This is a genomic window from Enterobacter sp. CPE_E863 (genome assembly GCF_046521465.1).
In the GTDB taxonomy this organism is placed as follows: Bacteria; Pseudomonadota; Gammaproteobacteria; order Enterobacterales; family Enterobacteriaceae; genus Enterobacter; species Enterobacter adelaidei.
This window is the reverse complement of sequence record NZ_JBKFZX010000001.1, coordinates 1,272,481-1,294,638: the sequence shown is the minus strand read 5'-3', so window position 1 is coordinate 1,294,638 and position 22,158 is coordinate 1,272,481. Positions and strand designations below refer to the sequence as shown.

The 22,158-nt window shown below is 55.8% G+C and carries 17 protein-coding genes; 10 read left to right on the top strand and 7 right to left on the bottom strand.

Annotated features, from left to right (window positions below; all coding sequences use genetic code 11):
* Nucleotides 1-351: 351 nt before the first annotated feature.
* Nucleotides 352-2,634, bottom strand: coding sequence for an ATP-dependent Clp protease ATP-binding subunit ClpA (gene clpA / locus ACLHV8_RS06260; RefSeq protein ID WP_049005459.1), 2,283 nt, complete (start codon nucleotides 2,632-2,634; stop codon nucleotides 352-354).
* Nucleotides 2,635-2,661: 27 nt separating this feature from the next.
* On the bottom strand, nucleotides 2,662-2,982 hold the full coding sequence (gene clpS, locus ACLHV8_RS06255; RefSeq protein ID WP_006174393.1) for an ATP-dependent Clp protease adapter ClpS: 321 nt from the start codon (nucleotides 2,980-2,982) through the stop codon (nucleotides 2,662-2,664).
* 267 nt (nucleotides 2,983-3,249) lie between these two features.
* On the opposite strand from clpS, the gene cspD reads away from it, so the two are divergent.
* The gene (gene cspD / locus ACLHV8_RS06250; protein ID WP_008499993.1) at nucleotides 3,250-3,471 is read left to right on the top strand and encodes a cold shock-like protein CspD; all 222 of its coding nucleotides are present in this window, start codon (nucleotides 3,250-3,252) and stop codon (nucleotides 3,469-3,471) included.
* 70 nt (nucleotides 3,472-3,541) lie between these two features.
* On the opposite strand, the gene macB is transcribed toward cspD, so the two are convergent.
* Together macB and macA are read right to left on the bottom strand one after the other, a co-directional pair.
* Nucleotides 3,542-5,482, bottom strand: coding sequence for a macrolide ABC transporter ATP-binding protein/permease MacB (gene macB / locus ACLHV8_RS06245; protein ID WP_208594445.1), 1,941 nt, complete (start codon nucleotides 5,480-5,482; stop codon nucleotides 3,542-3,544).
* Nucleotides 5,479-6,594 (bottom strand): macrolide transporter subunit MacA, encoded by a 1,116-nt coding sequence (gene macA, locus ACLHV8_RS06240; protein WP_129325288.1) that lies wholly within the window; start codon nucleotides 6,592-6,594, stop codon nucleotides 5,479-5,481. Before macA ends, macB begins: the two co-directional genes overlap by 4 nt.
* 159 nt (nucleotides 6,595-6,753) lie before the next feature.
* On the opposite strand from macA, the gene ACLHV8_RS06235 reads away from it, so the two are divergent.
* Complete coding sequence (locus tag ACLHV8_RS06235; RefSeq protein WP_208594444.1) at nucleotides 6,754-7,710, top strand: VirK/YbjX family protein; 957 nt, start codon at nucleotides 6,754-6,756, stop codon at nucleotides 7,708-7,710.
* Here ACLHV8_RS06235 and ACLHV8_RS06230 read toward each other — a convergent pair.
* Complete coding sequence (locus ACLHV8_RS06230; protein ID WP_049005455.1) at nucleotides 7,707-9,365, bottom strand: ATP-dependent endonuclease; 1,659 nt, start codon at nucleotides 9,363-9,365, stop codon at nucleotides 7,707-7,709. The two genes, ACLHV8_RS06235 and ACLHV8_RS06230, sit on opposite strands and share 4 nt — an antisense overlap.
* 292 nt (nucleotides 9,366-9,657) lie before the next feature.
* Here ACLHV8_RS06230 and aqpZ point away from each other — a divergent pair, with 292 nt between their 5' ends.
* The 4 genes from aqpZ to hcr all read left to right on the top strand — a co-directional run bounded on the left by aqpZ (nucleotide 9,658) and on the right by hcr (nucleotide 14,211).
* A complete protein-coding gene (gene aqpZ, locus ACLHV8_RS06225) occupies nucleotides 9,658-10,353 on the top strand; it encodes an aquaporin Z (protein WP_208594443.1) in 696 nt (231 codons plus the stop codon).
* Between the two features lie 182 nt (nucleotides 10,354-10,535).
* Nucleotides 10,536-11,435 carry a lysine exporter LysO family protein gene (locus ACLHV8_RS06220; protein ID WP_049005454.1) on the top strand — a complete coding sequence of 300 codons (900 nt, stop codon included), beginning with the start codon at nucleotides 10,536-10,538 and terminating at the stop codon, nucleotides 11,433-11,435.
* 144 nt (nucleotides 11,436-11,579) lie between these two features.
* Nucleotides 11,580-13,232 carry a hydroxylamine reductase gene (gene hcp / locus ACLHV8_RS06215; protein ID WP_208594442.1) on the top strand — a complete coding sequence of 551 codons (1,653 nt, stop codon included), beginning with the start codon at nucleotides 11,580-11,582 and terminating at the stop codon, nucleotides 13,230-13,232.
* A gap of 10 nt (nucleotides 13,233-13,242) precedes the next feature.
* Complete coding sequence (gene hcr, locus ACLHV8_RS06210) at nucleotides 13,243-14,211, top strand: NADH oxidoreductase (protein WP_208594441.1); 969 nt, start codon at nucleotides 13,243-13,245, stop codon at nucleotides 14,209-14,211.
* A gap of 59 nt (nucleotides 14,212-14,270) precedes the next feature.
* Here hcr and ACLHV8_RS06205 read toward each other — a convergent pair whose 3' ends face one another.
* Complete coding sequence (locus ACLHV8_RS06205; protein WP_208594440.1) at nucleotides 14,271-14,705, bottom strand: DoxX family protein; 435 nt, start codon at nucleotides 14,703-14,705, stop codon at nucleotides 14,271-14,273.
* 151 nt (nucleotides 14,706-14,856) lie between these two features.
* Here ACLHV8_RS06205 and poxB point away from each other — a divergent pair, with 151 nt between their 5' ends.
* From poxB to ACLHV8_RS06185, 4 genes are all read left to right on the top strand, one after another.
* Nucleotides 14,857-16,575 carry a ubiquinone-dependent pyruvate dehydrogenase gene (gene poxB, locus ACLHV8_RS06200; protein WP_208594439.1) on the top strand — a complete coding sequence of 573 codons (1,719 nt, stop codon included), beginning with the start codon at nucleotides 14,857-14,859 and terminating at the stop codon, nucleotides 16,573-16,575.
* Nucleotides 16,576-16,612: 37 nt separating this feature from the next.
* A complete protein-coding gene (gene ltaE, locus ACLHV8_RS06195; RefSeq protein ID WP_208594438.1) occupies nucleotides 16,613-17,614 on the top strand; it encodes a low-specificity L-threonine aldolase in 1,002 nt (333 codons plus the stop codon).
* Nucleotides 17,615-17,624: 10 nt separating this feature from the next.
* Complete coding sequence (locus tag ACLHV8_RS06190) at nucleotides 17,625-19,061, top strand: SDR family oxidoreductase (RefSeq protein WP_208594437.1); 1,437 nt, start codon at nucleotides 17,625-17,627, stop codon at nucleotides 19,059-19,061.
* 93 nt (nucleotides 19,062-19,154) lie between these two features.
* On the top strand, nucleotides 19,155-20,168 hold the full coding sequence (locus tag ACLHV8_RS06185; protein WP_028019276.1) for an NAD-dependent epimerase/dehydratase family protein: 1,014 nt from the start codon (nucleotides 19,155-19,157) through the stop codon (nucleotides 20,166-20,168).
* 90 nt (nucleotides 20,169-20,258) lie between these two features.
* Here ACLHV8_RS06185 and ACLHV8_RS06180 read toward each other — a convergent pair whose 3' ends face one another.
* Nucleotides 20,259-22,079, bottom strand: a complete 1,821-nt coding sequence (locus ACLHV8_RS06180) for a chitinase (protein ID WP_208594436.1) — start codon at nucleotides 22,077-22,079, stop codon at nucleotides 20,259-20,261.
* Nucleotides 22,080-22,158: the final 79 nt, after the last annotated feature.

The following is a 22,158-nucleotide window of genomic DNA, read 5'->3' as shown; positions in this document are numbered from 1 at the left end:
ATTTGAAGATACGGATTATACCGCAGCTAAAAAAAGAGTGAACGAAACCAGTGACGTTGCGTTAGCAACATCTTTCCATATGTGTGTAATCAGGACGCCAATCCCAGCACCTGATTTTGCAGGTGCGACGCCATTTTATTACTGTGGTTTTATCCAGCAACTGACTTCGAAGGAAACTGGAAAGCGCCTCGCAAAATTCCTCTGCGGTCTGTTGCCCTCACCCCAACCCTCTCCCACAGGGAGAGGGAGAAAACACTAAAAACGACAACACTGTTGTCGTTTTGCTTTTACCTTGGCAGGCATAAAAAAACCGGGCAAAAGCCCGGTTTTTAACATTAACGTTCAACTCACTCAGTGAGCCGCTTCAGGCTTGTGTTTCTGCGCACTCTGGAAATCATACGTCAGCTCATTCTTCGCCTGATCCAGCGCCACCGTCACCTGGCCGCCATCCACCAGCGAGCCAAACAGCAGTTCGTTCGCCAGCGGTTTCTTCAGGTTGTCCTGAATCACACGCGCCATTGGACGGGCACCCATCGCACGGTCATAGCCTTTCTCAGCCAGCCAGTTGCGGGCCTCCTGGCTCACTTCCAGCGACACGCCTTTCTGATCCAGCTGAACCTGCAGTTCGACGATGAACTTGTCCACAACCTGATGGATCACCTCGGTAGACAGGTGATCGAACCAGATAATGTTGTCCAGACGGTTACGGAATTCCGGCGTGAAGATTTTCTTGATCTCCTCCATCGCATCGGTGCTGTTGTCCTGGTGGATCAGGCCGATGGATTTACGCTCGGTTTCACGCACGCCGGCGTTGGTGGTCATCACCAGCACCACGTTGCGGAAGTCCGCCTTGCGCCCGTTGTTGTCGGTTAGCGTCCCGTTGTCCATCACCTGCAGCAGGATGTTGAACACGTCCGGGTGCGCTTTCTCGATTTCATCGAGCAGCAGTACCGCGTGCGGATGCTTGATCACCGCGTCGGTCAGCAGACCGCCCTGGTCAAAGCCCACATAGCCCGGAGGCGCACCAATCAAACGGCTGACGGTGTGACGCTCCATATACTCGGACATATCAAAACGCAGCAGCTCAATGCCCAGGGCTTTGGAGAGCTGTACCGTCACCTCGGTTTTCCCGACACCGGTTGGACCGGCGAACAGGAAGGAACCGACTGGCTTGTGGTCATGTCCCAGCCCAGCGCGTGCCATCTTGATCGCTTCGGTTAAGGCCTCAATGGCTTTATCCTGACCAAAGACCAGCATTTTCAGGCGATTGCCGAGGGTGCGCAGCGTGTCGCGGTCGCTCTGAGAAACGCTCTTCTCAGGGATACGCGCGATACGAGCCACCACGGACTCAATATCCGCCACGTTAACGGTTTTCTTACGCTTGCTGGCCGGCATCAGGCGCGCACGCGCCCCTGCCTCATCAATCACGTCAATCGCCTTATCCGGCAGATGACGGTCGTTGATGTATTTCACCGCCAGCTCCACAGCCGCACGTACCGCTTTCGCGGTGTAACGCACGTCGTGGTGCGCTTCGTACTTCGGCTTCAGGCCATTGATGATCTGCACCGTCTCCTCGACGGACGGTTCGGTCACGTCGATTTTCTGGAAGCGGCGCGCCAGCGCACGGTCTTTCTCAAAGATGTTGCTGAACTCCTGGTAGGTGGTGGAGCCAATCACGCGGATCTTGCCGCTGGAGAGCAGCGGTTTGATCAGGTTCGCGGCATCCACCTGGCCACCGGAGGCCGCACCTGCACCGATGATGGTATGGATTTCATCGATAAACAGGATGCTGTTGGTGTCCTGCTCCAGCTGTTTTAACAGCGCCTTGAAGCGTTTTTCAAAATCACCGCGGTATTTGGTGCCAGCCAGCAGCGAGCCGATATCCAGCGAATAGATGGTGCAATCGGCAATCACTTCCGGCACGTCGCCCTGCACGATACGCCAGGCCAGGCCTTCGGCAATCGCGGTTTTACCCACGCCAGATTCCCCCACCAGCAGCGGGTTGTTCTTGCGACGACGGCACAGCACCTGGATCGCGCGCTCCAGCTCTTTATCGCGGCCAATCAGCGGGTCGATACCGCCAACGCGAGCAAGCTGGTTAAGGTTGGTGGTGAAGTTTTCCATACGATCCTCCCCGCCTGCTTGCTCTTCATTATTGTTATTGACCTGATTGCTGGAATCCGATGCCTGGTTAGGCTCGTCTTTGCGCGTTCCGTGAGAAATAAAGTTAACCACATCGAGGCGGCTGACTTCGTGTTTGCGCAGCAGGTAGGCAGCCTGTGACTCCTGCTCACTGAAGATGGCGACTAAGACGTTTGCGCCAGTCACTTCGCTACGTCCGGAAGACTGGACGTGGAAAACCGCGCGCTGCAATACACGCTGGAAGCTGAGCGTCGGCTGCGTGTCGCGCTCTTCTTCACTGGCTGGCAGCACCGGTGTGGTTTGTTCGATGAAGGCTTCGAGTTCCTGACGTAGCGCCACCAGATCCACGGAGCAGGCTTCCAGCGCTTCGCGGGCAGATGGGTTGCTAAGCAGTGCGAGCAGTAAATGCTCGACGGTCATAAACTCATGTCGGTGCTCACGCGCTCTGGCGAAAGCCATGTTTAAACTGAGTTCCAGTTCTTGATTGAGCATAGGCACCTCCCCCAATTTTATGCCTTATCAGGCCTTTTCCAGCGTACACAGCAACGGATGCTCGTTCTCCCTCGCGTAGTCGTTCACCATCGCCACTTTGGTTTCCGCGACTTCAGCAGTAAAGATGCCGCAGATCGCTTTACCACGATAATGAACGGTAAGCATCAGTTGCGTTGCACGTTCTACATCATAAGAAAAGAACTTTTGTAGCACGTCAATAACAAATTCCATCGGCGTGTAATCATCGTTCATTAACATAACTTTATACATAGATGGCGGTTTTAGCGCGTCGCGCACTTTGTCTTCCGCCAGCTGGTCAAAATCCAGCCAATCGTTGGTCTTACCCATTATGCATAACCACTTTGAATCTACCTCAGATGTTAGATAACAATCATCTATTACTGTCATCCGCGATGTCTGTCACAAACTGTTGCAATAGCGTTAACTGCTTCAAACTTTGGTTGATTATTGTCCCATCTCCAGCCCCAAACGCTTGACGACTTCTTTCGTTTCTCTAAATTGTACAAGCGTGAGATGGCGAGGTTTTGAACAGCCCCCACTCCACCACCGGTTCATTCCATCTTAATTTATAAGATTTACGAAGGATGTCGAAGCATGGAAATGGGTACTGTTAAGTGGTTCAACAACGCCAAAGGGTTTGGATTCATCTGCCCCGAAGGCGGCGGCGAGGATATCTTCGCTCACTATTCCACCATTCAGATGGATGGTTACAGAACGCTCAAAGCCGGGCAGTCCGTCCGGTTCGATGTACACCAGGGACCAAAAGGCAATCATGCAAGCCTTATCGTACCCATTGAAGCAGAGACGGTTGCATAGCTCTCTGTTTTATTGTGTACATCCCGCAGTCAAAATGCCAGCCCGATCGGCTGGCATTTTTATTTTCAGCCTATTCGCGGGCCAGCGCATCAACCGGATCCAGCCGCGCCGCGTTGCGGGCCGGCAACCAGCCAAACAAAATGCCGGTAAATGTCGAACACAAAAATGCGGTAAGAATAGCCAGAGGTGAGAAACCAATCTCCCAGCCGGGTAAAAAGAGCTGGAGCGCAAACGCGATCATCATCGAGAGCGCAATGCCCATTGCACCGCCGACCAGACACACCAGCACCGCTTCAATCAAAAACTGCTGTAGCACGTCGCTGGCCCGGGCCCCGACCGCCATACGGATGCCAATCTCCCGCGTGCGTTCGGTCACCGACACCAGCATGATATTCATCACCCCAATGCCACCCACCACCAGCGAGATCACTGCCACCAGCGTCAGGAACAGCTGAAGAGTACGTGTGGTCTTTTCAGCCGTTTTCAAGAGGCCGTCCATATTCCAGGTGAAGAAATCTTTCTTTCCGTGACGTAACGTGAGCAGTTGTTCCAGCTGCTGCTCGGCCCGGGCACTGTCGTAGCCTTCCTTCACGCGCACGGTGATGGAGTTGAGCCAGGATTGCCCCATGATCCGCCCTGAGATGGTGGTATAGGGCAGCCAGACGCGCAGGATCTTACTGCTGCCAAACATCGACTGCTTCTCTTCCGCTACGCCAATGACGGTGGCAGGCATATTCCCTACCAGGATCACCTCACCCACCACGTTGGTTTTATTGGGGAAGAGTTGCCTGCGTGAGTTCGCGTCCAGCACCACCACCTGTGCCCTGCCCGCCAGCTGCTCGGCGTTGAAGGTAGCGCCTTCACTGAAGGTCATGCCGTAGACGTTGAAATAGTCTCCACTCACGCCATTCGCGCTGGCGGCCACGTCAACGTTGCCCACGCGCAGACGCAGGTTTTGCGAAACCGCAGGCGTGGCGGAGTTCACCCACGGCTGCTTCTGAATAGCCTCCAGATCGTTATATTTCAGCGCCTGCTGATACTGTGGCTCGTCGTCGCCAAAGTCTTTGCCGGGATAGACGTCAATAGTATTGGTGCCGATGGCGCGAATATCGGCCAGCACCAGCTGCTTGGCGGCATCGCCCACCACCACAATCGACACCACCGAGGCGATACCAATGATAATGCCGAGCATTGTCAGCAAGGTGCGCATTTTGTTGGCCGCCATCGCCAGCCAGGCCATGGTCAGCGCTTCGCGAAAGCCACTGGAAAATTGCCCCCAACCGGTTGACGCAGGCAAGGCTTCTTTCGGTGCTGCCGCTCTGGTCTGTCGCGGTGGCGGGTTGCTGACCAGCTCGCCGTCGTGGATCTCAACGATCCGCTCCGCCTGCGCCGCGACCTGTGGGTCATGCGTCACGATAATCACCGTGTGCCCCTGATCGCGCAACTGATGGAGGATCGCCATGACCTCTTCACCCGAATGGCTGTCGAGCGCGCCGGTCGGCTCATCCGCGAGGATCACCTGTCCACCGTTCATCAGCGCACGGGCAATACTGACTCGCTGCTGCTGACCGCCGGAAAGCTGAGACGGTTGATATTCCACCCGTTCTGCCAGCCCCAAACGCGTTAATAACGCTTGCGCCCGCTCCAGACGCTTTTTACGATCCACGCCCGCATAGACCGCGGGCACTTCCACGTTCTGTGCCGCACTTAAATGAGAAAGCAGGTGATAACGCTGGAAGATAAAACCAAAGTGTTCGCGCCGCAGTTTTGCCAGCGCGTCACCATCAAGCGTGGAGACATCCGTCCCGGCCACGCGATAGGTACCGCTGGTGGGTTTATCCAGGCAACCGAGAATATTCATCAGCGTCGATTTACCGGAACCGGACGCCCCGACAATCGCCACCATCTCGCCAGCCTCGACGCGTAACGAGATCCCCTTCAGCACCTCCACCGGACCGTCGCCCGATGGGTAGCTGCGACGAATGTCGTTCAGCTCGAGCAGCGCCGTCATTTAGGCGCTCCTGGCAGGCTTTCGCTGGTGACAACCTCCTCACCCTCTTCCAGCCCTTTCGTCACCACCACGTCAGTATCGTTACGCGCGCCGATCACCACTTCTCGATCGCGAGTTTCGCCATTGCGCAGTACCTTCACCTTATAACGGCCCTCGCCAGTGGATTCACCCAGCGCGGAGAGTGGAATGGTCAGCACGTTTTTCACGCCGGTGAGCTGAATATGCACCTGTGCGGTCATGTCCAGACGCAGAACGCCTTGCGGGTTGGGCACCTCAAAACGGGCATAGTAGAAAATGGCGTCGTTGACCTTTTCCGGCGTCGGCAGAATATCTTTTAGCACGCCTTCATAACGCGTCTGCGGATCGCCAAGCACCGTAAACCAGGCATTCTGCCCCGGTTTAAGATGGATCACATCCGCTTCTGAGACCTGGGCTTTCACCAGCATGGTGCTCATGTCTGCCAGGGTCAGAATGTTTGGCGCCTGCTGTGCCGCAATGACCGTCTGGCCCTGAAGCGTCGTGATCTGGGTGACTTCCCCGGCCATCGGGGCAACAATTTGCGTGTAATCGAGGTTGGTTTTCGCCGTATCCAGCGAGGCCTGATTGCGCTTGATTTGTGCATCAATCGTGCCAATCTGCGCCTGCTTGACCGCCAGTTCTGTGGTGGCAGTATCTAAATCTTGTTTCGAAATAGCCTGAGTTTTGGCAAGCGCCTGCTGGCGGGTGAGCGTCACCTGGGCGAGGTTACGCTCTGCCAGTGCCTGTGCACGCTGCGCCCGCAGTTCCATCAGCGTCGCTTCCACCTCACGGATCTGGTTCTCAGCCTGTTCAGGGTCGATTACCCCAAGCAACTGACCTTTTTTCACCTTGTCGCCAATCTCTACCGACAACGTTTTCAACTGGCCGCTGACCTGAGCGCCGACATCAACCTTGCGCAGGGCGTCAAGTTTGCCCGTTGCGAGGACGTTTTGCTGCAGTTCACCCGGACGAACAATCAGTGTCTGATACTGCGGCACCGGCGCATTAAGCACCTGCCAGAGCCAGTATCCGCCGACCAAAACCACGACCGCCAGCAGCAGAAACAGCGTTCTGCGTTTTCCCTTGAGGTTCATAAATATTCCAAATAAATGTTCTGGCAATTATCAGTGTTGATTTTATCTAAACGATACCTCAACGAAACCCCTGTTTCTCGAAATCGTCACAATTTGTTTACGAGATGTTGAACGTTTGCCTGTTGAAATGAGGTTCTTCAACAAGAAGCAGGATCTATCATGTCTTCCATCGTCGATACACCTTTTTCAAACCTGCCGCAGCCTAAATCAGGCTGGCAGCTCTTCAAAAATCTGGCTTTTGGTCAGCTCACACCTGGGCTTGCGTGGAAGAATCCCTCCTATCGACGTAAATTCATGTTACGTTCGCTGGCGTCACCTGTTAGCACAGCGCGCCTGTTAACGAGTCTTGCAAAACAACCGCGGCTGATGCAGATGCTGCAGGTACAGCCTGGGCTGCCATGCCGGCTGCATCGTCCCTGGTTAACGGTGAACATGGATAGTCAGCACGCGCTGGAATCCCTCAACTGGCACTATCAGACGATGAGCCGCCAGCTACCTGCGACGCTGCTGAATGGTTATCTTTCTAAACAGGGCTTCACGCTGCTGACCTTAACCGGCAAAGATGAGCAGCAATTTACCGTTCGTCTGTGCGCAGATGCATTCCTGGATAAAGAGGGAGAAGCCACCCTCGCTTTCTGTGACGGCCAGAATACGGTGCTGGCAGAAATGACCTTTACGTTGTGCCAGTTTGAAGGAAAATCGACGCTGTTTATCGGCGGTTTGCAGGGCGCAAAAGCACACGTTCCGCACGAGCTTATCCAGGGGGCAACGAAAGCCTGTCACGGCCTGTTCCCGAAACGTCTGCTCGTTGAAGCCGCAATGACCCTCGGCACCGCTTTCCCGGTAGAACAGATTGTTGCCGTCAGTAACGCCACCCATATTTATCGCAGCTGGCGTTATCGCAAGAAAAAAGAGGGGAAACTGTTGGCCGATTACGACAGTTTCTGGGTTTCCATCGGCGGTGAAAAACAGGATAACGGTAACTTTAGGCTGCCGCTTGTCATGCCACGTAAGCCGATGGAAGAGATCGCGAGCAAAAAACGTTCCGAATATCGCCGCCGCTACGAACTGCTGGATAGCCTGATTCAGCAAGTGAGCCAGGCAACCCAATCTTAATCCGCTTTCCCGCGTGCCAGCCACAGCACGCGGGAGAACATCTTGCGCAGCAGCGTCGGTACCGACTCCACGCCCCGTTTCCCCGCCTCCGTCGCCACTTCAATGGCTAAATCCGGTTTTGACGAACGATGAATGGCTTTGGCAATCACGCGCCGCATGTTCATCGGGACATCTACAGGTACCATCGCAATTCTGTGGAATACGTCATCAAAACCTTGACGATACATAAAATGCTCCATGTCCATCGCAGGGAGCATGGTTAAATGGTCGCGCTCTTCTTCTCGCTCGTTATTCAGCAGGCTACGCACGGTTGAGGCGTATTTTTTACCCGCTTCGTCACCGTCTACCAGGACATGCCACTCGATCCCCATCCGGCGGGCAAATTTTATCAACGGTTTTAATCCCGACTGGGCAAACTCAATCACCTTAATGCCTTCGGCATCAAAATGGTGGCCGCACTGGCGCGCCAGTTCGTTGATGACCCAGGTTTCCGTTTCCCCCTCCACCAGCAGCCAACAGCGGGCAAAAAGCGACGATGCTCGATTAAAGCGAATATGAAACGCAATACGACGCCCGTCTTCCGCGTTCAGACCGCCAGGCCCGAGCCGGTAAGCAGAAACGCGCGAAGATTCACGCACCAGACGGCAGACGTGTTCAACCGGCGTCAGCGATAATAACTCGCCGGAATTGGTGGTGGTAATGCGCTGGAGCGGCAGCAGATTCAGCAGATGCCATGCCACGGAGAGCATAATGGGATGCAGACGGGTCTCAGGATCTTCTACCAGCAGCAGCGGGCGGGCGTCCCGGTCAAGACGAACGGTCCCTTTGGCCTGCAAAAGGGTTGAAAATAGCCCCAGCAAAATCACCCGATGGGTACGGCCTCCAGGCCGGTCGATCATCCGGTTAATAATATCGAGGTAACGCCAGCTTCGCTGCTCATCATGAGAGCGTCGGCGCATCAGACGATGGCGCGACTCCGACGTGCCCTGTTCGGAAAAATAGTGCTCCAGAAGTTGCACCATTGCGGACAATCCCTGACGGATTTGCCCATCGGTCAGATTTTGCGGACGCGAAACCAGCTCTCTGGCCAGGAAATCCAGCTCCCGGGCCGTGACTTCCGCTTCCGGCATATGCGGTACAGTACCGTTACGGATACGCCGCATAAAGCGCGCATCACGCAGGCGTAGTACCGGCGTCAGGCGGGTCAGGTGGCGCGCCAGATCGTCGATATTCTCCAGGGGGATCGGGTTGGCTTTCTCATCGAGAAAATCACGCAGGGTCAGTACCCCTTCGTTTTCCGACATCTCGCCTTCAAGCCGATAGAAAATACGATGGAAATCGTCATCGCACGGCACCCAGCAAGGTGATAACGGGCGGAAGCGACGCACGCGATGACGTCCTGGCTCAGATTCCCGGAACGTCAAAATGATATGCAGATGCTTCTCGCGGCCCGTGATGTCACCCGGTGGGAACCAGAAATCATCGTGGACGAAGTGATACAAATCATCTTCGGGCGAAAGCAACAACGTTAGCGCATCCAGCAGGCTGGACTTACCCCAGGCGTTCTCGCCGATCAGGACGTTGTTCTGTTCCAGCTGCAGCGACAGGCGGTTAATCCCGCGAAACCCGACAATTTCCACACGTTCGAGAAGCATAAATCCCCCGCGAAATGACCACTTTTTCCTTTAAGTTATCAGCAGTATAGCGGGCGGCGTTCTGTCACGACAGCATAACATTCGTCCTTGCGAGAATTGGTCTATGCTCTGTTTACCGCTTATTTGAACAAGGATTGACATCACATTGCCTTAAATCAAATTAATCGAATTTATTTAAGTGGCGAAGGGGTGTTGTTGGTTTTTAGAATAACGGCTCTTTGAGTCGTCATCCCTTTATGGCGATATATCCCGTACGCGGGAAAGCGTGCGGAAATTTATTATTGAGGTGGTTATGTTTAGAAAATTGGCAGCAGAATGCTTTGGTACATTCTGGCTGGTATTTGGTGGCTGCGGTAGCGCCGTTCTGGCTGCGGCATTCCCGGAATTAGGCATTGGTTTTGTCGGCGTCGCACTGGCGTTTGGTTTAACCGTATTAACCATGGCCTTTGCCGTAGGGCATATTTCGGGTGGCCATTTTAACCCGGCGGTGACATTGGGTTTATGGGCGGGAGGCCGTTTCCCTGCGAAAGAAGTCGTTGGCTACATCGTCGCTCAGGTAGTGGGCGGTATTATTGCGGCAGCTGTGCTTTACGTGATTGCTAGCGGTAAAGCCGGCTTCGACGCTGCAGCCAGCGGGTTTGCCTCTAACGGCTTCGGTGAACACTCCCCAGGCGGCTACTCCATGCTGTCTGCTATCGTGATTGAAATTGTGCTGACCGCAGGCTTCCTGCTGGTGATCCACGGCGCAACCGACAAACACGCACCAGCAGGCTTTGCCCCTATTGCCATTGGTCTCGCGCTGACGCTTATCCACCTGATTTCTATTCCGGTCACTAACACCTCCGTCAACCCGGCACGCAGTACCGCCGTCGCCATTTTCCAGGGCGGTTGGGCGCTTGAGCAGCTGTGGCTATTCTGGGTGATGCCAATCATCGGCGGTATTCTGGGCGGTGTGCTGTATCGCACCCTGCTGGAAAAACGCGATTAATGATTTTCTCCCTCTCCCGTGGGAGAGGGTTGGGGTGAGGGCATCAGGCCGCATAACCCCACATACACTCAAGCCGGGTAAGGCGCAGTCGCCACCCGGCTTTCTTTTTGCCGCTTTACTGAACAGCCTTTATTGGGTAGTGTCACTGGCGCTTAACAGATACTCAAAAGGACCAGCTGTTCATGTTTTCAGGACTCCTCATCATTCTGCTGCCCCTGATTGCGGGCTACCTTATCCCGCTGCATCAGGAATCCGCATTACGTCTTATCAACCGTTTTCTCAGCTGGATTGTATACGTCATTCTTTTCTTTATGGGGATCAGCCTGGCCTTCCTGGATAATCTGGCGACCAATCTGCTTTCTATCCTGCATTATTCAGTGGTCACCGTGGTGGTTATTTTACTGTGTAATATTGCCGCACTCTTCTGGCTTGAACGTACCGTTCCCTGGAAAAACCATCATCATCAGGAAAAGCTGCCTTCCCGAATTGCGATGGCTCTGGAATCATTAAAACTGTGCGGCGTCGTGGTGCTCGGGTTTCTTCTTGGGCTGACCGGCTGGGCATTTTTACAGCACGCAACAGAGGCCAGTGAATATACGCTGATCTTCCTGCTGTTCCTGATCGGTATTCAGCTGCGAAATAATGGCATGACGCTTAGGCAAATTGTTCTGAACCGTCGGGGAATGATGGTCGCGGTCATTGTTGTCGCCAGCTCCATGGTGGCGGGCGTGATTAACGCTTTTATTCTCGACCTGCCGCTGAAAACAGGCCTCGCGATGGCCTCAGGTTTCGGCTGGTATTCCCTCTCCGGGATTCTGCTGACCGAATCGTTCGGCCCGGTGATTGGTAGCGCCGCCTTCTTTAACGACCTGGCACGGGAGTTAATTGCCATTATGCTGATCCCGGGTCTGGTGCGCCGAAGTCGCTCTACGGCGCTGGGTCTGTGCGGCGCGACTTCAATGGACTTTACCCTGCCGGTATTACAACGCTCTGGCGGACTGGAGATGGTGCCCGCCGCCATCGTGCACGGCTTTATTTTAAGCCTGCTGGTTCCGGTTCTGATGGCAGTCTTCTCGGCCTGATACTTCTTTGGCGGTAGGGTTCCTGCCGCCAAAATTGCGCTAAATCAATCTCCCTTTATTTTGTAGCAAAAAGCCCTTTTCACCGTTCTGGCACAGGCATAACCTTAAACATGTATATCAAATATAACTTTAACAGGTGTGATTATGTTTTGTGTGCAATGTGAACAAACCATCCGTACCCCGGCAGGCAATGGCTGCTCTTACGCACAGGGTATGTGCGGCAAAACCGCAGAAACATCTGACCTGCAGGACCTGCTGATTGCGGCCCTGCAAGGCCTTTCCGCATGGGCGTGCAAAGCGCGTGAATATGGCATCATCGACCACTACGTCGACAGCTTCGCACCGCGCGCCTTCTTCTCCACGCTAACCAACGTTAACTTCGACTCTCCGCGCATTGTCGGCTACGCCCGCGAAGCCATTGCCCTTCGTGAAGCGCTGAAAGCGCAGTGTCTGAAGGCGGACGCTAACGCCCGCGTGGAAAATCCGATGTCAGAACTTCAGCTGGTGAGCGACGATCTGGGCGAGTTGCAGCGTCAGGCGGCTGAGTTCACCCCAAACAAAGACAAGGCGACCATTGGCGAGAATATCCTTGGCTTGCGTCTGCTGTGCCTGTACGGTCTGAAAGGCGCCGCGGCCTATATGGAGCACGCGCATGTGCTCGGTCAATACGACAACGACATCTACGCCCAGTACCACAACATCATGGCGTGGCTCGGCACCTGGCCTGCAGATATGAACGCGCTGCTTGAGTGCTCAATGGAAATCGGCCAGATGAACTTCAAAGTGATGAGCATTCTGGACGCCGGTGAAACCAGCACCTACGGCCACCCAACGCCCACCCAGGTCAATGTCAAAGCAACCGAAGGCAAATGCATCCTGATTTCCGGTCATGACCTGAAAGATCTCTACAACCTGCTGAAGCAAACCGAAGGTACGGGCGTTAACGTTTATACCCACGGTGAAATGCTGCCGGCTCACGGGTATCCAGAGCTGCGTAAATTCAAACATCTGATCGGTAACTACGGCAGCGGCTGGCAGAACCAGCAGGTTGAGTTTGCCCGTTTCCCGGGCCCAATCGTGATGACCTCTAACTGCATCATCGACCCAACCGTGGGCGCATATGACGACCGCATCTGGACCCGCAGCATCGTCGGCTGGCCGGGTGTAAGCCACCTTGAGGGCGATGACTTCGGTCCGGTCATCAAGCAAGCGCAGCAGATGGCGGGCTTCCCGTACAGTGAAATTCCGCACCTGATTACCGTCGGTTTTGGCCGTGAAACACTGCTCGGGGCTGCAGATACGCTGATCGATCTCGTCAGCCGTGAAAAACTGCGCCATATCTTCCTCGTCGGCGGCTGTGACGGCGCGCGTGGCGAGCGTAACTACTTCACCGATTTCGCCACCCGCGTACCGGAAGACTGTCTGATCCTGACGCTGGCCTGCGGTAAATACCGCTTCAACAAACTGGACTTCGGTAACATCGAAGGTCTGCCGCGCCTGGTGGATGCCGGACAGTGTAATGATGCCTACTCTGCGATCATCCTGGCGGTCACTCTGGCGGAGAAACTAGGCTGCAGCGTGAACGATCTGCCGCTGTCGCTGGTGCTGTCATGGTTTGAGCAGAAAGCGATTGTCATCCTGCTGACCCTGCTCTCTCTGGGCGTAACCAACATCGTGACCGGCCCAACCGCGCCGGGCTTCCTTACGCCGGACCTGCTGGCCGTGCTGAACGAGAAATTCGGCCTGCGTTCCGTGACCAACGTTGAAGACGATATGAAGCAGCTGCTGAGCGCGTAAGGAGTTATTCATGACCATGCCAACCTCACAATGTCCGTGGCGGATGCAGATTCATCACATCCATCAGGAGACGCCGGATGTATGGACACTGTCACTGCTGTGCCATGACTACTATCCGTACCGTGCAGGGCAGTATGCGCTGGTCAGCGTTCGCAATTCGGCGGACACCCTGCGCGCCTATACCCTATCCTCAACGCCGGGTGTGAGCGAATACATTACGCTCACCGTCCGCCGCATTGACGACGGCGCGGGCTCCCAGTGGCTGACGCGTGACGTCAAGCGCGGGGATTACATCTGGCTGTCTGACGCGCAGGGGGATTTCACCTGTGACGACAAAACAGACGATAAATTCCTGCTGCTGGCAGCGGGTTGTGGCGTGACGCCGATTATGTCGATGCGCCGCTGGCTGGCGAAGAACCGCCCGCAGGCCGACGTGCAGGCGATCTTCAGCGTCCGTTCCCCGGACGATGTGATTTTTGCCGAGGAGTGGCGTGATTATCCGGTGACGCTGGTGGCGGAACATAACGCAACCCATGGTTTTGTGCCCGGTCGTCTGAGCCGCGAGCTGCTGCAAAGCGTGCCTGATATCGTGAATCGTACCGTGATGACCTGCGGCCCGGCGCCGTATATGGATATCGTGGAAGCGGAAGCGAAGACCCTGGGTGTGACCCGCTTTTTCAAAGAGCAGTTCTTCACCCCCGTGGCAGAAGCGGCAACCAGCGGGATTAAATTCAGCAAACTGCAACCTGCACAGACTTTCTTTGGCCGTGTGGGCACGACACTGCTGGAGGCGCTGGAAAGCAATAAGATCCCCGTGGTGGCGGCCTGTCGTGCAGGTGTGTGCGGTTGCTGCAAAACCAAAGTGGTGGATGGCAACTACACGGTTACCAGCACCATGACGCTGACCGACGCGGAAATTGCAGAAGGTTACGTGTTGGCCTGCTCGTGTCATCCGCAGGGTGATCTCGTCCTCGCATAAACGTTAAACGTTCGATCACAGGCCCGGCAAGCGCTAGCGCCACCGGGCTTTTGTTTTCCTCACTGCCACTCAGGACCTTTCCCTACCGCAAACCGCCCAGCCCCTAAAAACGCGACTGCCAGCGAGCCGATAAAGAAATACACCAGGCTTTCAATTCCCCATGCTCCGACAGCGTCAAGGGTGAACGTTTCACCGATGCCCACCATTAACCACGCCACAATCATCGTAAATGCCAGCACCAGCGCGGCCGGGCGCGTAAAGAGCCCAATGATAATCAGGATCGGTGCCACGACTTCGCCAATCAAAACGCCATAGGCGATAAACCCCGGCAACCCTTTTTCCACCAGCATGCCGCTGATGAATCCCACACCACCAAACAACTTATGCAAGCCGTGAAACAGCATTAGCCCACCCACGGCAAGTCGTAACAAGAGTTTGCCAAGATCGTCGCACGATAGCTTTTCATTAACAGCAATTAACAATGATTTAACCATTTGAAATGATTCCTGTTTTCACTGAGGTATCACCAGATTATGCCGAATAATTGCGCGTGAACAGCACCTTTTAATTGGGGGGATGCGGCGGGCAATACGGAGACTTTCTTCTAAGCTTGTAAGCGATATCACAAAAAGGAGACGGACAACCATGAAACAAACTGTGGCTGCATACATAGCGAAAACCCTGGAACAAGCAGGCGTAAAACGCATCTGGGGTGTCACCGGCGATTCACTTAACGGACTGAGCGACAGTCTCAACAAGATGAAAACCATTGAATGGATGCCGACCCGTCATGAGGAGGTCGCCGCCTTTGCCGCCGGTGCCGAAGCCCAGCTCACGGGGGAACTGGCCGTCTGCGCCGGATCGTGTGGGCCGGGAAACCTGCATTTAATCAACGGTCTGTTTGATTGCCACCGTAACCACGTGCCGGTGCTGGCGATTGCCGCTCATATTCCGTCTACAGAGATCGGCAGCGGCTATTTTCAGGAGACGCATCCGCAGGAGCTGTTCCGTGAATGTAGCCACTATTGCGAGCTTGTTTCGACACCCGAGCAGATCCCTCAGGTCCTGGCGATTGCCATGCGCAAAGCTGTGCTGAATCGGGGTGTTTCCGTGGTCGTGTTACCTGGCGACGTCGCGCTCAAGGCCGCACCAGAAACCGCCAGCAGCCACTGGTATCATGCGCCACAGCCAGTGGTGACGCCAGCCGAAGAAGAGCTGAAAAAACTGGCGCAACTGCTGCGCTATTCCAGCAATATTGCCCTGATGTGCGGCAGCGGCTGTGCAGGCGCACATAAAGAATTACTTGAGTTCGCCGGTAAGCTCAAAGCGCCGATCGTCCACGCCCTGCGCGGCAAAGAGCATGTTGAGTACGATAACCCCTATGATGTGGGTATGACCGGCTTAATCGGCTTTTCCAGCGGTTTCCACACGATGATGAATGCCGACACGCTCATTTTGCTCGGCACGCAGTTCCCGTATCGCGCGTTTTACCCAACGGATGCCAAAATCATTCAGATTGATATCAACCCCGCCAGTATCGGCGCGCACAGCAAGGTCGATATGGCGCTGGTGGGCGATATTAAATCCACCCTTGCCGCCCTGCTGCCGCTGCTGGAAGAAAAAACGGACCGCAGGTTCCTCGATAAGGCGTTGAGCGACTATCACGATGCGCGCAAGGGGCTGGACGACCTCGCTAAACCGAGCGACAAAGCCATTCACCCGCAGTATCTGGCGCAGCAGATCAGCCATTTTGCCGACGACGACGCCATCTTTACCTGCGACGTGGGCACGCCAACCGTGTGGGCAGCGCGCTATCTGAAAATGAACGGGAAACGTCGCCTGCTCGGCTCGTTCAACCACGGTTCGATGGCCAACGCCATGCCGCAGGCGCTGGGGGCGAAAGCCACGGCACCGGAACGTCAGGTCGTGGCGATGTGCGGCGACGGCGGGTTCAGCATGCTGATGGGGGATTTCCTGTCGGTGGTGCAGATGAAGCTCCCGCTGAAAATCGTGGTCTTTAACAACAGCGTGCTGGGCTTCGTGGCCATGGAGATGAAGGCCGGCGGCTACCTGACGGACGGCACCGAACTGCACGACACTAACTTCGCGCGTATCGCCGAGGCCTGCGGCATCACCGGTATTCGCGTGGAAAAAGCGTCAGAGGTGGATGAAGCCCTGCAGCGCGCCTTTTCCATTGACGGCCCGGTACTGGTGGACGTGGTGGTCGCCAAAGAAGAGCTGGCGATCCCACCGCAAATCAAACTGGAACAGGCCAAAGGCTTTAGCCTCTACATGCTGCGCGCCATCATCAGCGGCCGCGGCGATGAGGTGATCGAACTGGCAAAAACGAACTGGCTCAGGTAAAACATCTGGCATCGCCTTTTAAATATAAGGACATGCCATGATTGATTTACGCAGTGATACCGTAACCCGTCCGAGCCGCGCCATGCTCGAAGAGATGATGGCCGCTCCGGTCGGGGACGACGTCTATGGTGACGATCCGACGGTTAACGAGCTGCAGCGCTATGCCGCAGAGCTCAGCGGGAAAGAGGCCGCTCTGTTCCTGCCCACCGGTACGCAGGCCAACCTGGTGGCGCTGCTCAGCCACTGCGAGCGCGGCGAAGAGTACATCGTGGGCCAGGGCGCGCATAACTATCTGTATGAAGCAGGCGGTGCGGCGGTGCTCGGCAGCATTCAGCCACAGCCAATTGACGCCGCGCCGGACGGCACCCTGCCGCTCGATAAAGTCGCGGCGAAAATCAAAGCTGACGATATTCACTTTGCTCGCACAAAACTGCTCAGTCTGGAAAATACCCACAACGGCAAAGTGCTGCCTCGCGAATACCTGAAAGCCGCGTGGGAATTCACTCGCGAGCGCAAACTTGGCCTGCACGTGGATGGCGCACGCATCTTTAACGCCGTGGTGGCGTACGGTTGCGAGCTAAAAGAGATCGCGCAATATTGCGATTCGTTCACCATTTGCCTCTCTAAAGGGCTGGGCACGCCTGTAGGCTCCCTGCTGGTGGGCAATGCGGACTACATCAAGCGTGCCAACCGCTGGCGCAAAATGACCGGCGGCGGCATGCGTCAGGCGGGTATTCTGGCGGCGGCCGGGCTGTATGCCCTGAAAAACAACGTGGCGCGCCTGAAGGACGATCACGACAACGCCGCGTGGATGGCGGCGCAGCTGCGCGAGATTGGCGCCGACGTAATGCGCCACGACACCAACATGCTGTTCGTTCGCGTGGGTGACGAACACGCTGCCGTGCTGGGTGAATTTATGAAAGCCCGTGGCGTGCTGATCAACGCCTCACCTGTCGTGCGTCTGGTCATGCATCTCGACGTGAGCCGCGAACAGCTGTCAGAGGTGGTGAAACACTGGCAGGCGTTTTTACAGCGATAAGGAGCCTCACGTGCCGCAACGCATTCTGGTGCTCGGCGCCAGCGGGTATATCGGTCAGCATCTCACCACTGTATTAAGCCAGCAGGGGCATCAGGTGCTGGCCGCGGCACGCAACACCGAACGTCTGCAAAAACTCAGTTTGCCTGGCGTCACCTGCCATAATGTTGACTTCAACTGGCCGAAGGAACTTCCCGCGCTGCTGGAAGGGGTCGACACGCTTTACTACCTGGTGCATAGCATGGGTGAAGGCGGAGATTTTATCGCCCACGAGCGTCAGGTGGCGATGAACGTCCGCGATGCCCTGCTGCAAACGCCGGTGAAGCAGGTCATTTTTTTAAGCTCGCTCCAGGCGCCCGAACATGAGCAATCCGATCATCTGCGTGCCCGCCAGCTGACGGCGGAAACCCTGCGCGGCGCCACTATCCCTGTTACCGAACTGCGCGCCGGAATTATCGTCGGCGCGGGCTCCGCCGCCTTCGAAGTGATGCGCGATATGGTCTACAACCTGCCGGTACTCACGCCGCCGCGCTGGGTCCGTTCGCGCACCACGCCGATTGCGCTGGAAAATTTACTGCATTATCTGGTGGCGCTGCTGGACCACCCGGCGGAGCAACACCGCGTGCTGGAGGCGGCAGGCCCGGAAGTGCTGAGCTATCAGGAGCAGTTTGAACATTTCATGCGCGTCAGCGGCCGTAAACGCTGGCTGATCCCCATCCCCTTTCCAACCCGCTGGATTTCGGTGTGGTTTTTGAATGTGATTACCTCTGTGCCGCCGACGACCGCCAAAGCGCTGATCCAGGGACTCAAACATGATTTACTGGCGGACGATCGCGAGCTGCGGGCACTCATTCCCCAGAACCTGATCCGCTTTGATGATGCCGTGCGCAATACGCTGAAAGAAGAAGAGCAACTGGTAAACTCCAGCGACTGGGGTTACGACGCCCAGGCGTTTGCCCGCTGGCGACCGGAGTATGGTTATTATCCCAAACAGGCCGGCTGCACGGTAAAAACGCAGGCAAGTCTGGCGGCGCTGTGGGACGTGGTGAACCAGATTGGCGGCAAAGAACGTTATTTCTTCGGCAATATTCTCTGGCAAACGCGTGGAGCAATGGATCTGCTGGTGGGACACAGGCTGGCAAAAGGCCGCCCTGCTCGTCCTTACCTTGAAGTGGGCGATGCGGTCGACAGCTGGAAGGTCATCATCGTCGAGCCGGAAAAGCAGCTGGCACTGCTGTTCGGTATGAAAGCTCCGGGGCTGGGTCGACTCTGCTTTACGCTGAAAGACAAAGGCGACCATCGCGAACTGGATGTCCGCGCCTGGTGGCATCCGCACGGGATGCCGGGTCTGTTCTACTGGTTGTTCATGATCCCCGCACATCTGTTTATCTTCCGGGGAATGGCGAAGCGGATTGCGCAACTGGCAGAACAAAAGACGGAAAAGTTCTAAATAAAACTCTCTTTCTTTCACCTTTCCCATTGCAACCCGCCGTAATTCACGAAAGAATGCGCACGAAATTCTTTTTCAACACAGTGGATTGATATGAAGGTACTGGTTACCGGGGCGACCAGCGGCTTAGGCCGAAATGCGGTCGAATTTCTGCGCAACAAAGGCATCAGCGTCAGGGCTACCGGTCGCAACGAAGCGATGGGAAAACTGCTGCAAAAAATGGGCGCAGAGTTTGTCCATGCTGACCTGACGGAGCTGGTCTCCTCTCAGGCGAAAGTGATGCTCGCCGGTATCGACACGCTGTGGCACTGCTCCAGTTTCACCTCTCCGTGGGGAACCCAGGAAGCCTTTGACCTCGCTAACGTGCGGGCAACCCGCCGTCTGGGCGAATGGGCCGTTGCCTGGGGCGTGCGTAACTTTATCCATATCTCCTCCCCATCGCTCTATTTCGATTATCACCACCATCGTGACGTGCAGGAAGATTTCCGCCCCGCACGTTTTGCCTGTGAGTTTGCCCGCAGCAAGGCGGCCAGCGAAGAGGTGATTGACCTGCTGGCGCAGTCAAACCCGCATACCCGTTTTACGGTACTGCGTCCGCAGAGCCTGTTCGGGCCGCACGACAAGGTGTTTATTCCGCGTCTGGCGCAGATGATGCACCACTACGGCAGCGTGCTGCTGCCGCGCGGCGGCGATGCGCTGGTGGATATGACCTACTATGAAAATGCGGTTCACGCCATGTGGCTGGCAAGTCAGCCGGACTGCGATAAGCTGATTTCCGGCCGTGCCTACAACATCACCAACGGCGAGCCGTGTTCGTTACGCAGCATTGTGCAACGGCTGATTGATGAACTGCAGATCAACTGCCGTATCCGTTCCGTGCCCTACCCGATGCTGGACATGATCGCCCGCAGCATGGAGCGTTTTGGCAGTAAATCGGCCAAAGAGCCCGCGCTGACGCACTATGGGGTATCCAAGCTCAACTTTGATTTCACGCTGGATATTACCCGCGCAGAGAACGAGCTGGGGTATAAACCGATCGTGACGCTGGATGAAGGGATTGTGCGCACGGCGGCGTGGTTGCGGGACCACGGGAAGCTTCATCGCTAGCCTTTTTGCCCGGTGGCGGCTTCGCCTTACCGGGCCTACAACAGCAAGGTGCGAACACGAAAACGGCAACCCTTCGGTTGCCGTTTGCTTTTACAGCGCCGTCCAGGCGTCAGACCATGCCAGACCTGCGCCGGGTTCATAGTACGCCGGAGCCGTGTTACACCAGCCGCTGTACGGGAACGGTTTGCACTGGAAGAGTTTACCGTGGTTGTTCACGATATCACCTGCTTTGTACTTACTGTTCGCACTCCACGCGGCGTAAGAGTCGGATGTCCCTTCGTCCTGAGAAGGAACCGCTTTCGCCTTCACGTTCAGCAGATAAGAGGTTGTGCTGCTCAGTTCACCGTCGCTAACCGTGAGGCTAATTTCAACCTGCTGCGCCGTCGCCGCTTCTGGGGCTCTGAAGGTCACAACCGCTTTATCCTGACCCGTCACAGTCTGACCATCCTGAGAGCGCCAGGTATAAGTCAGTTTGTTACCATCAGCATCTGTCGAACCTTCGGCGCTCAGAGAAACCTGTGCACCTGCGTCAACCGCACCGATTGGGCCGGCAATATGCGCGACCGGTGCGTGATTGACAGCCGTCGGTTCTGCAGGCGTTTCATCCGGAACGGGCGCCGGAGCCGGGGTTTCCTCTTCCGATGGCGCTGGTGCTACCGGGGTTTCATCCGGCGTGGTTGTTGAGCCGTCATCGTTAACGATATTCACGTTAAAGAAGTGCTGTACGCATTTGCTGTAGTCGCCCTCTTTGAACGCGCTGTATGGCGTCTGGTAGCCCACCAGCTGGCAAGAGTACGTCTGACCGCTTGGTGTATCCGCGCTCCATCCCCAGTCCTGCTCCCAGTAAATCTTCAGCGCGCCAGCACCTCCTTCATCGAACTGCTTCATGTTGGCGCAGCCCAGCACTTCATTCGCCGGAACCGGAACCTTCAGGTAGTTCGCGAACTCTTTGTAGTACTTGATACGGTTTTGCGACTGGGCAATTTCAGTCGGACCGCCGCATTCTACGCCGCCGTTGATGATCTGGGTGGTCACGCCGAAGCCCGGTACCAGACCGTTGGCTTTATCGCGATCGTTCGGCTGCCATGTGCCGTCAATAACCTGCAGCATGCTGGGTTTTGGTGGCTGTGGATAGGCGAAGAAGAAGATCGCACTCGCCAGGTTCAGCCAGGTATCCGCCACCAGCTCAGGTTTATCGAGCAGCGTACGCACGTCACCGTACATCGCTTCAGAGAACGGGCCATAGTTGTAGTTGTAAGACAACTGTTTCGCGCCGCGACCGAAGTAGCTCAGGAAATCGCCGTCTTTATCTTTACCGCACGGCCAGGTCTGACCCTGCCAGACGTCCGGGTTACATTCGCCGTTATAGCCCCCCTTCTGCCCTTCGCTCCAGCCCATTTCACGTACGTGAACCAGCGCCTGACGCCATTCGGCTTCCGGACGCCAGCTTTCATGGCCGCCAGTCTCCTGAGCGAAGTGAGCAAACATGGTTGCCAGCTCTTTACGGCAGATGGCGTCGCTGTCGCGACCATCCTTATAGGTCTTACACAGCGCCGGGAATTTACCGACCGCTTTCAGGAAGTTGCTATAGGTGTACGCCTGCGCACGCAGCGGGAAGAGATATTCCCAGTCGCTGGCCTTAACAATGCCTTCAACGCGCTTCACGTTTTCCGGGTTCGCTGCACGGCCTGGCTCAATCAGTTCAACCTGCGCATTATCCAGCGTCTGAATGGTCTCTTTCACTGAGGCCATCAGCGGGAAACTGGTCAGCTCTTTTTCTTTCTTCGCCAGATCGCTGGCTTTCATGGTGTATGGCTCACTGGTGGTCGCTTGCAGCGAGGCAGCCTGTGCCATAAAGGGAGCTACGCATGCTCCGGCAACGAGCACACTTAGTAACGTCCTTTTGTTCATTTCCGATTCCTGTTAATTGAAGTTAAAATTAAAATCCCGGTTTATGTATTAATCCATTAATACATAAACCACAGACAGC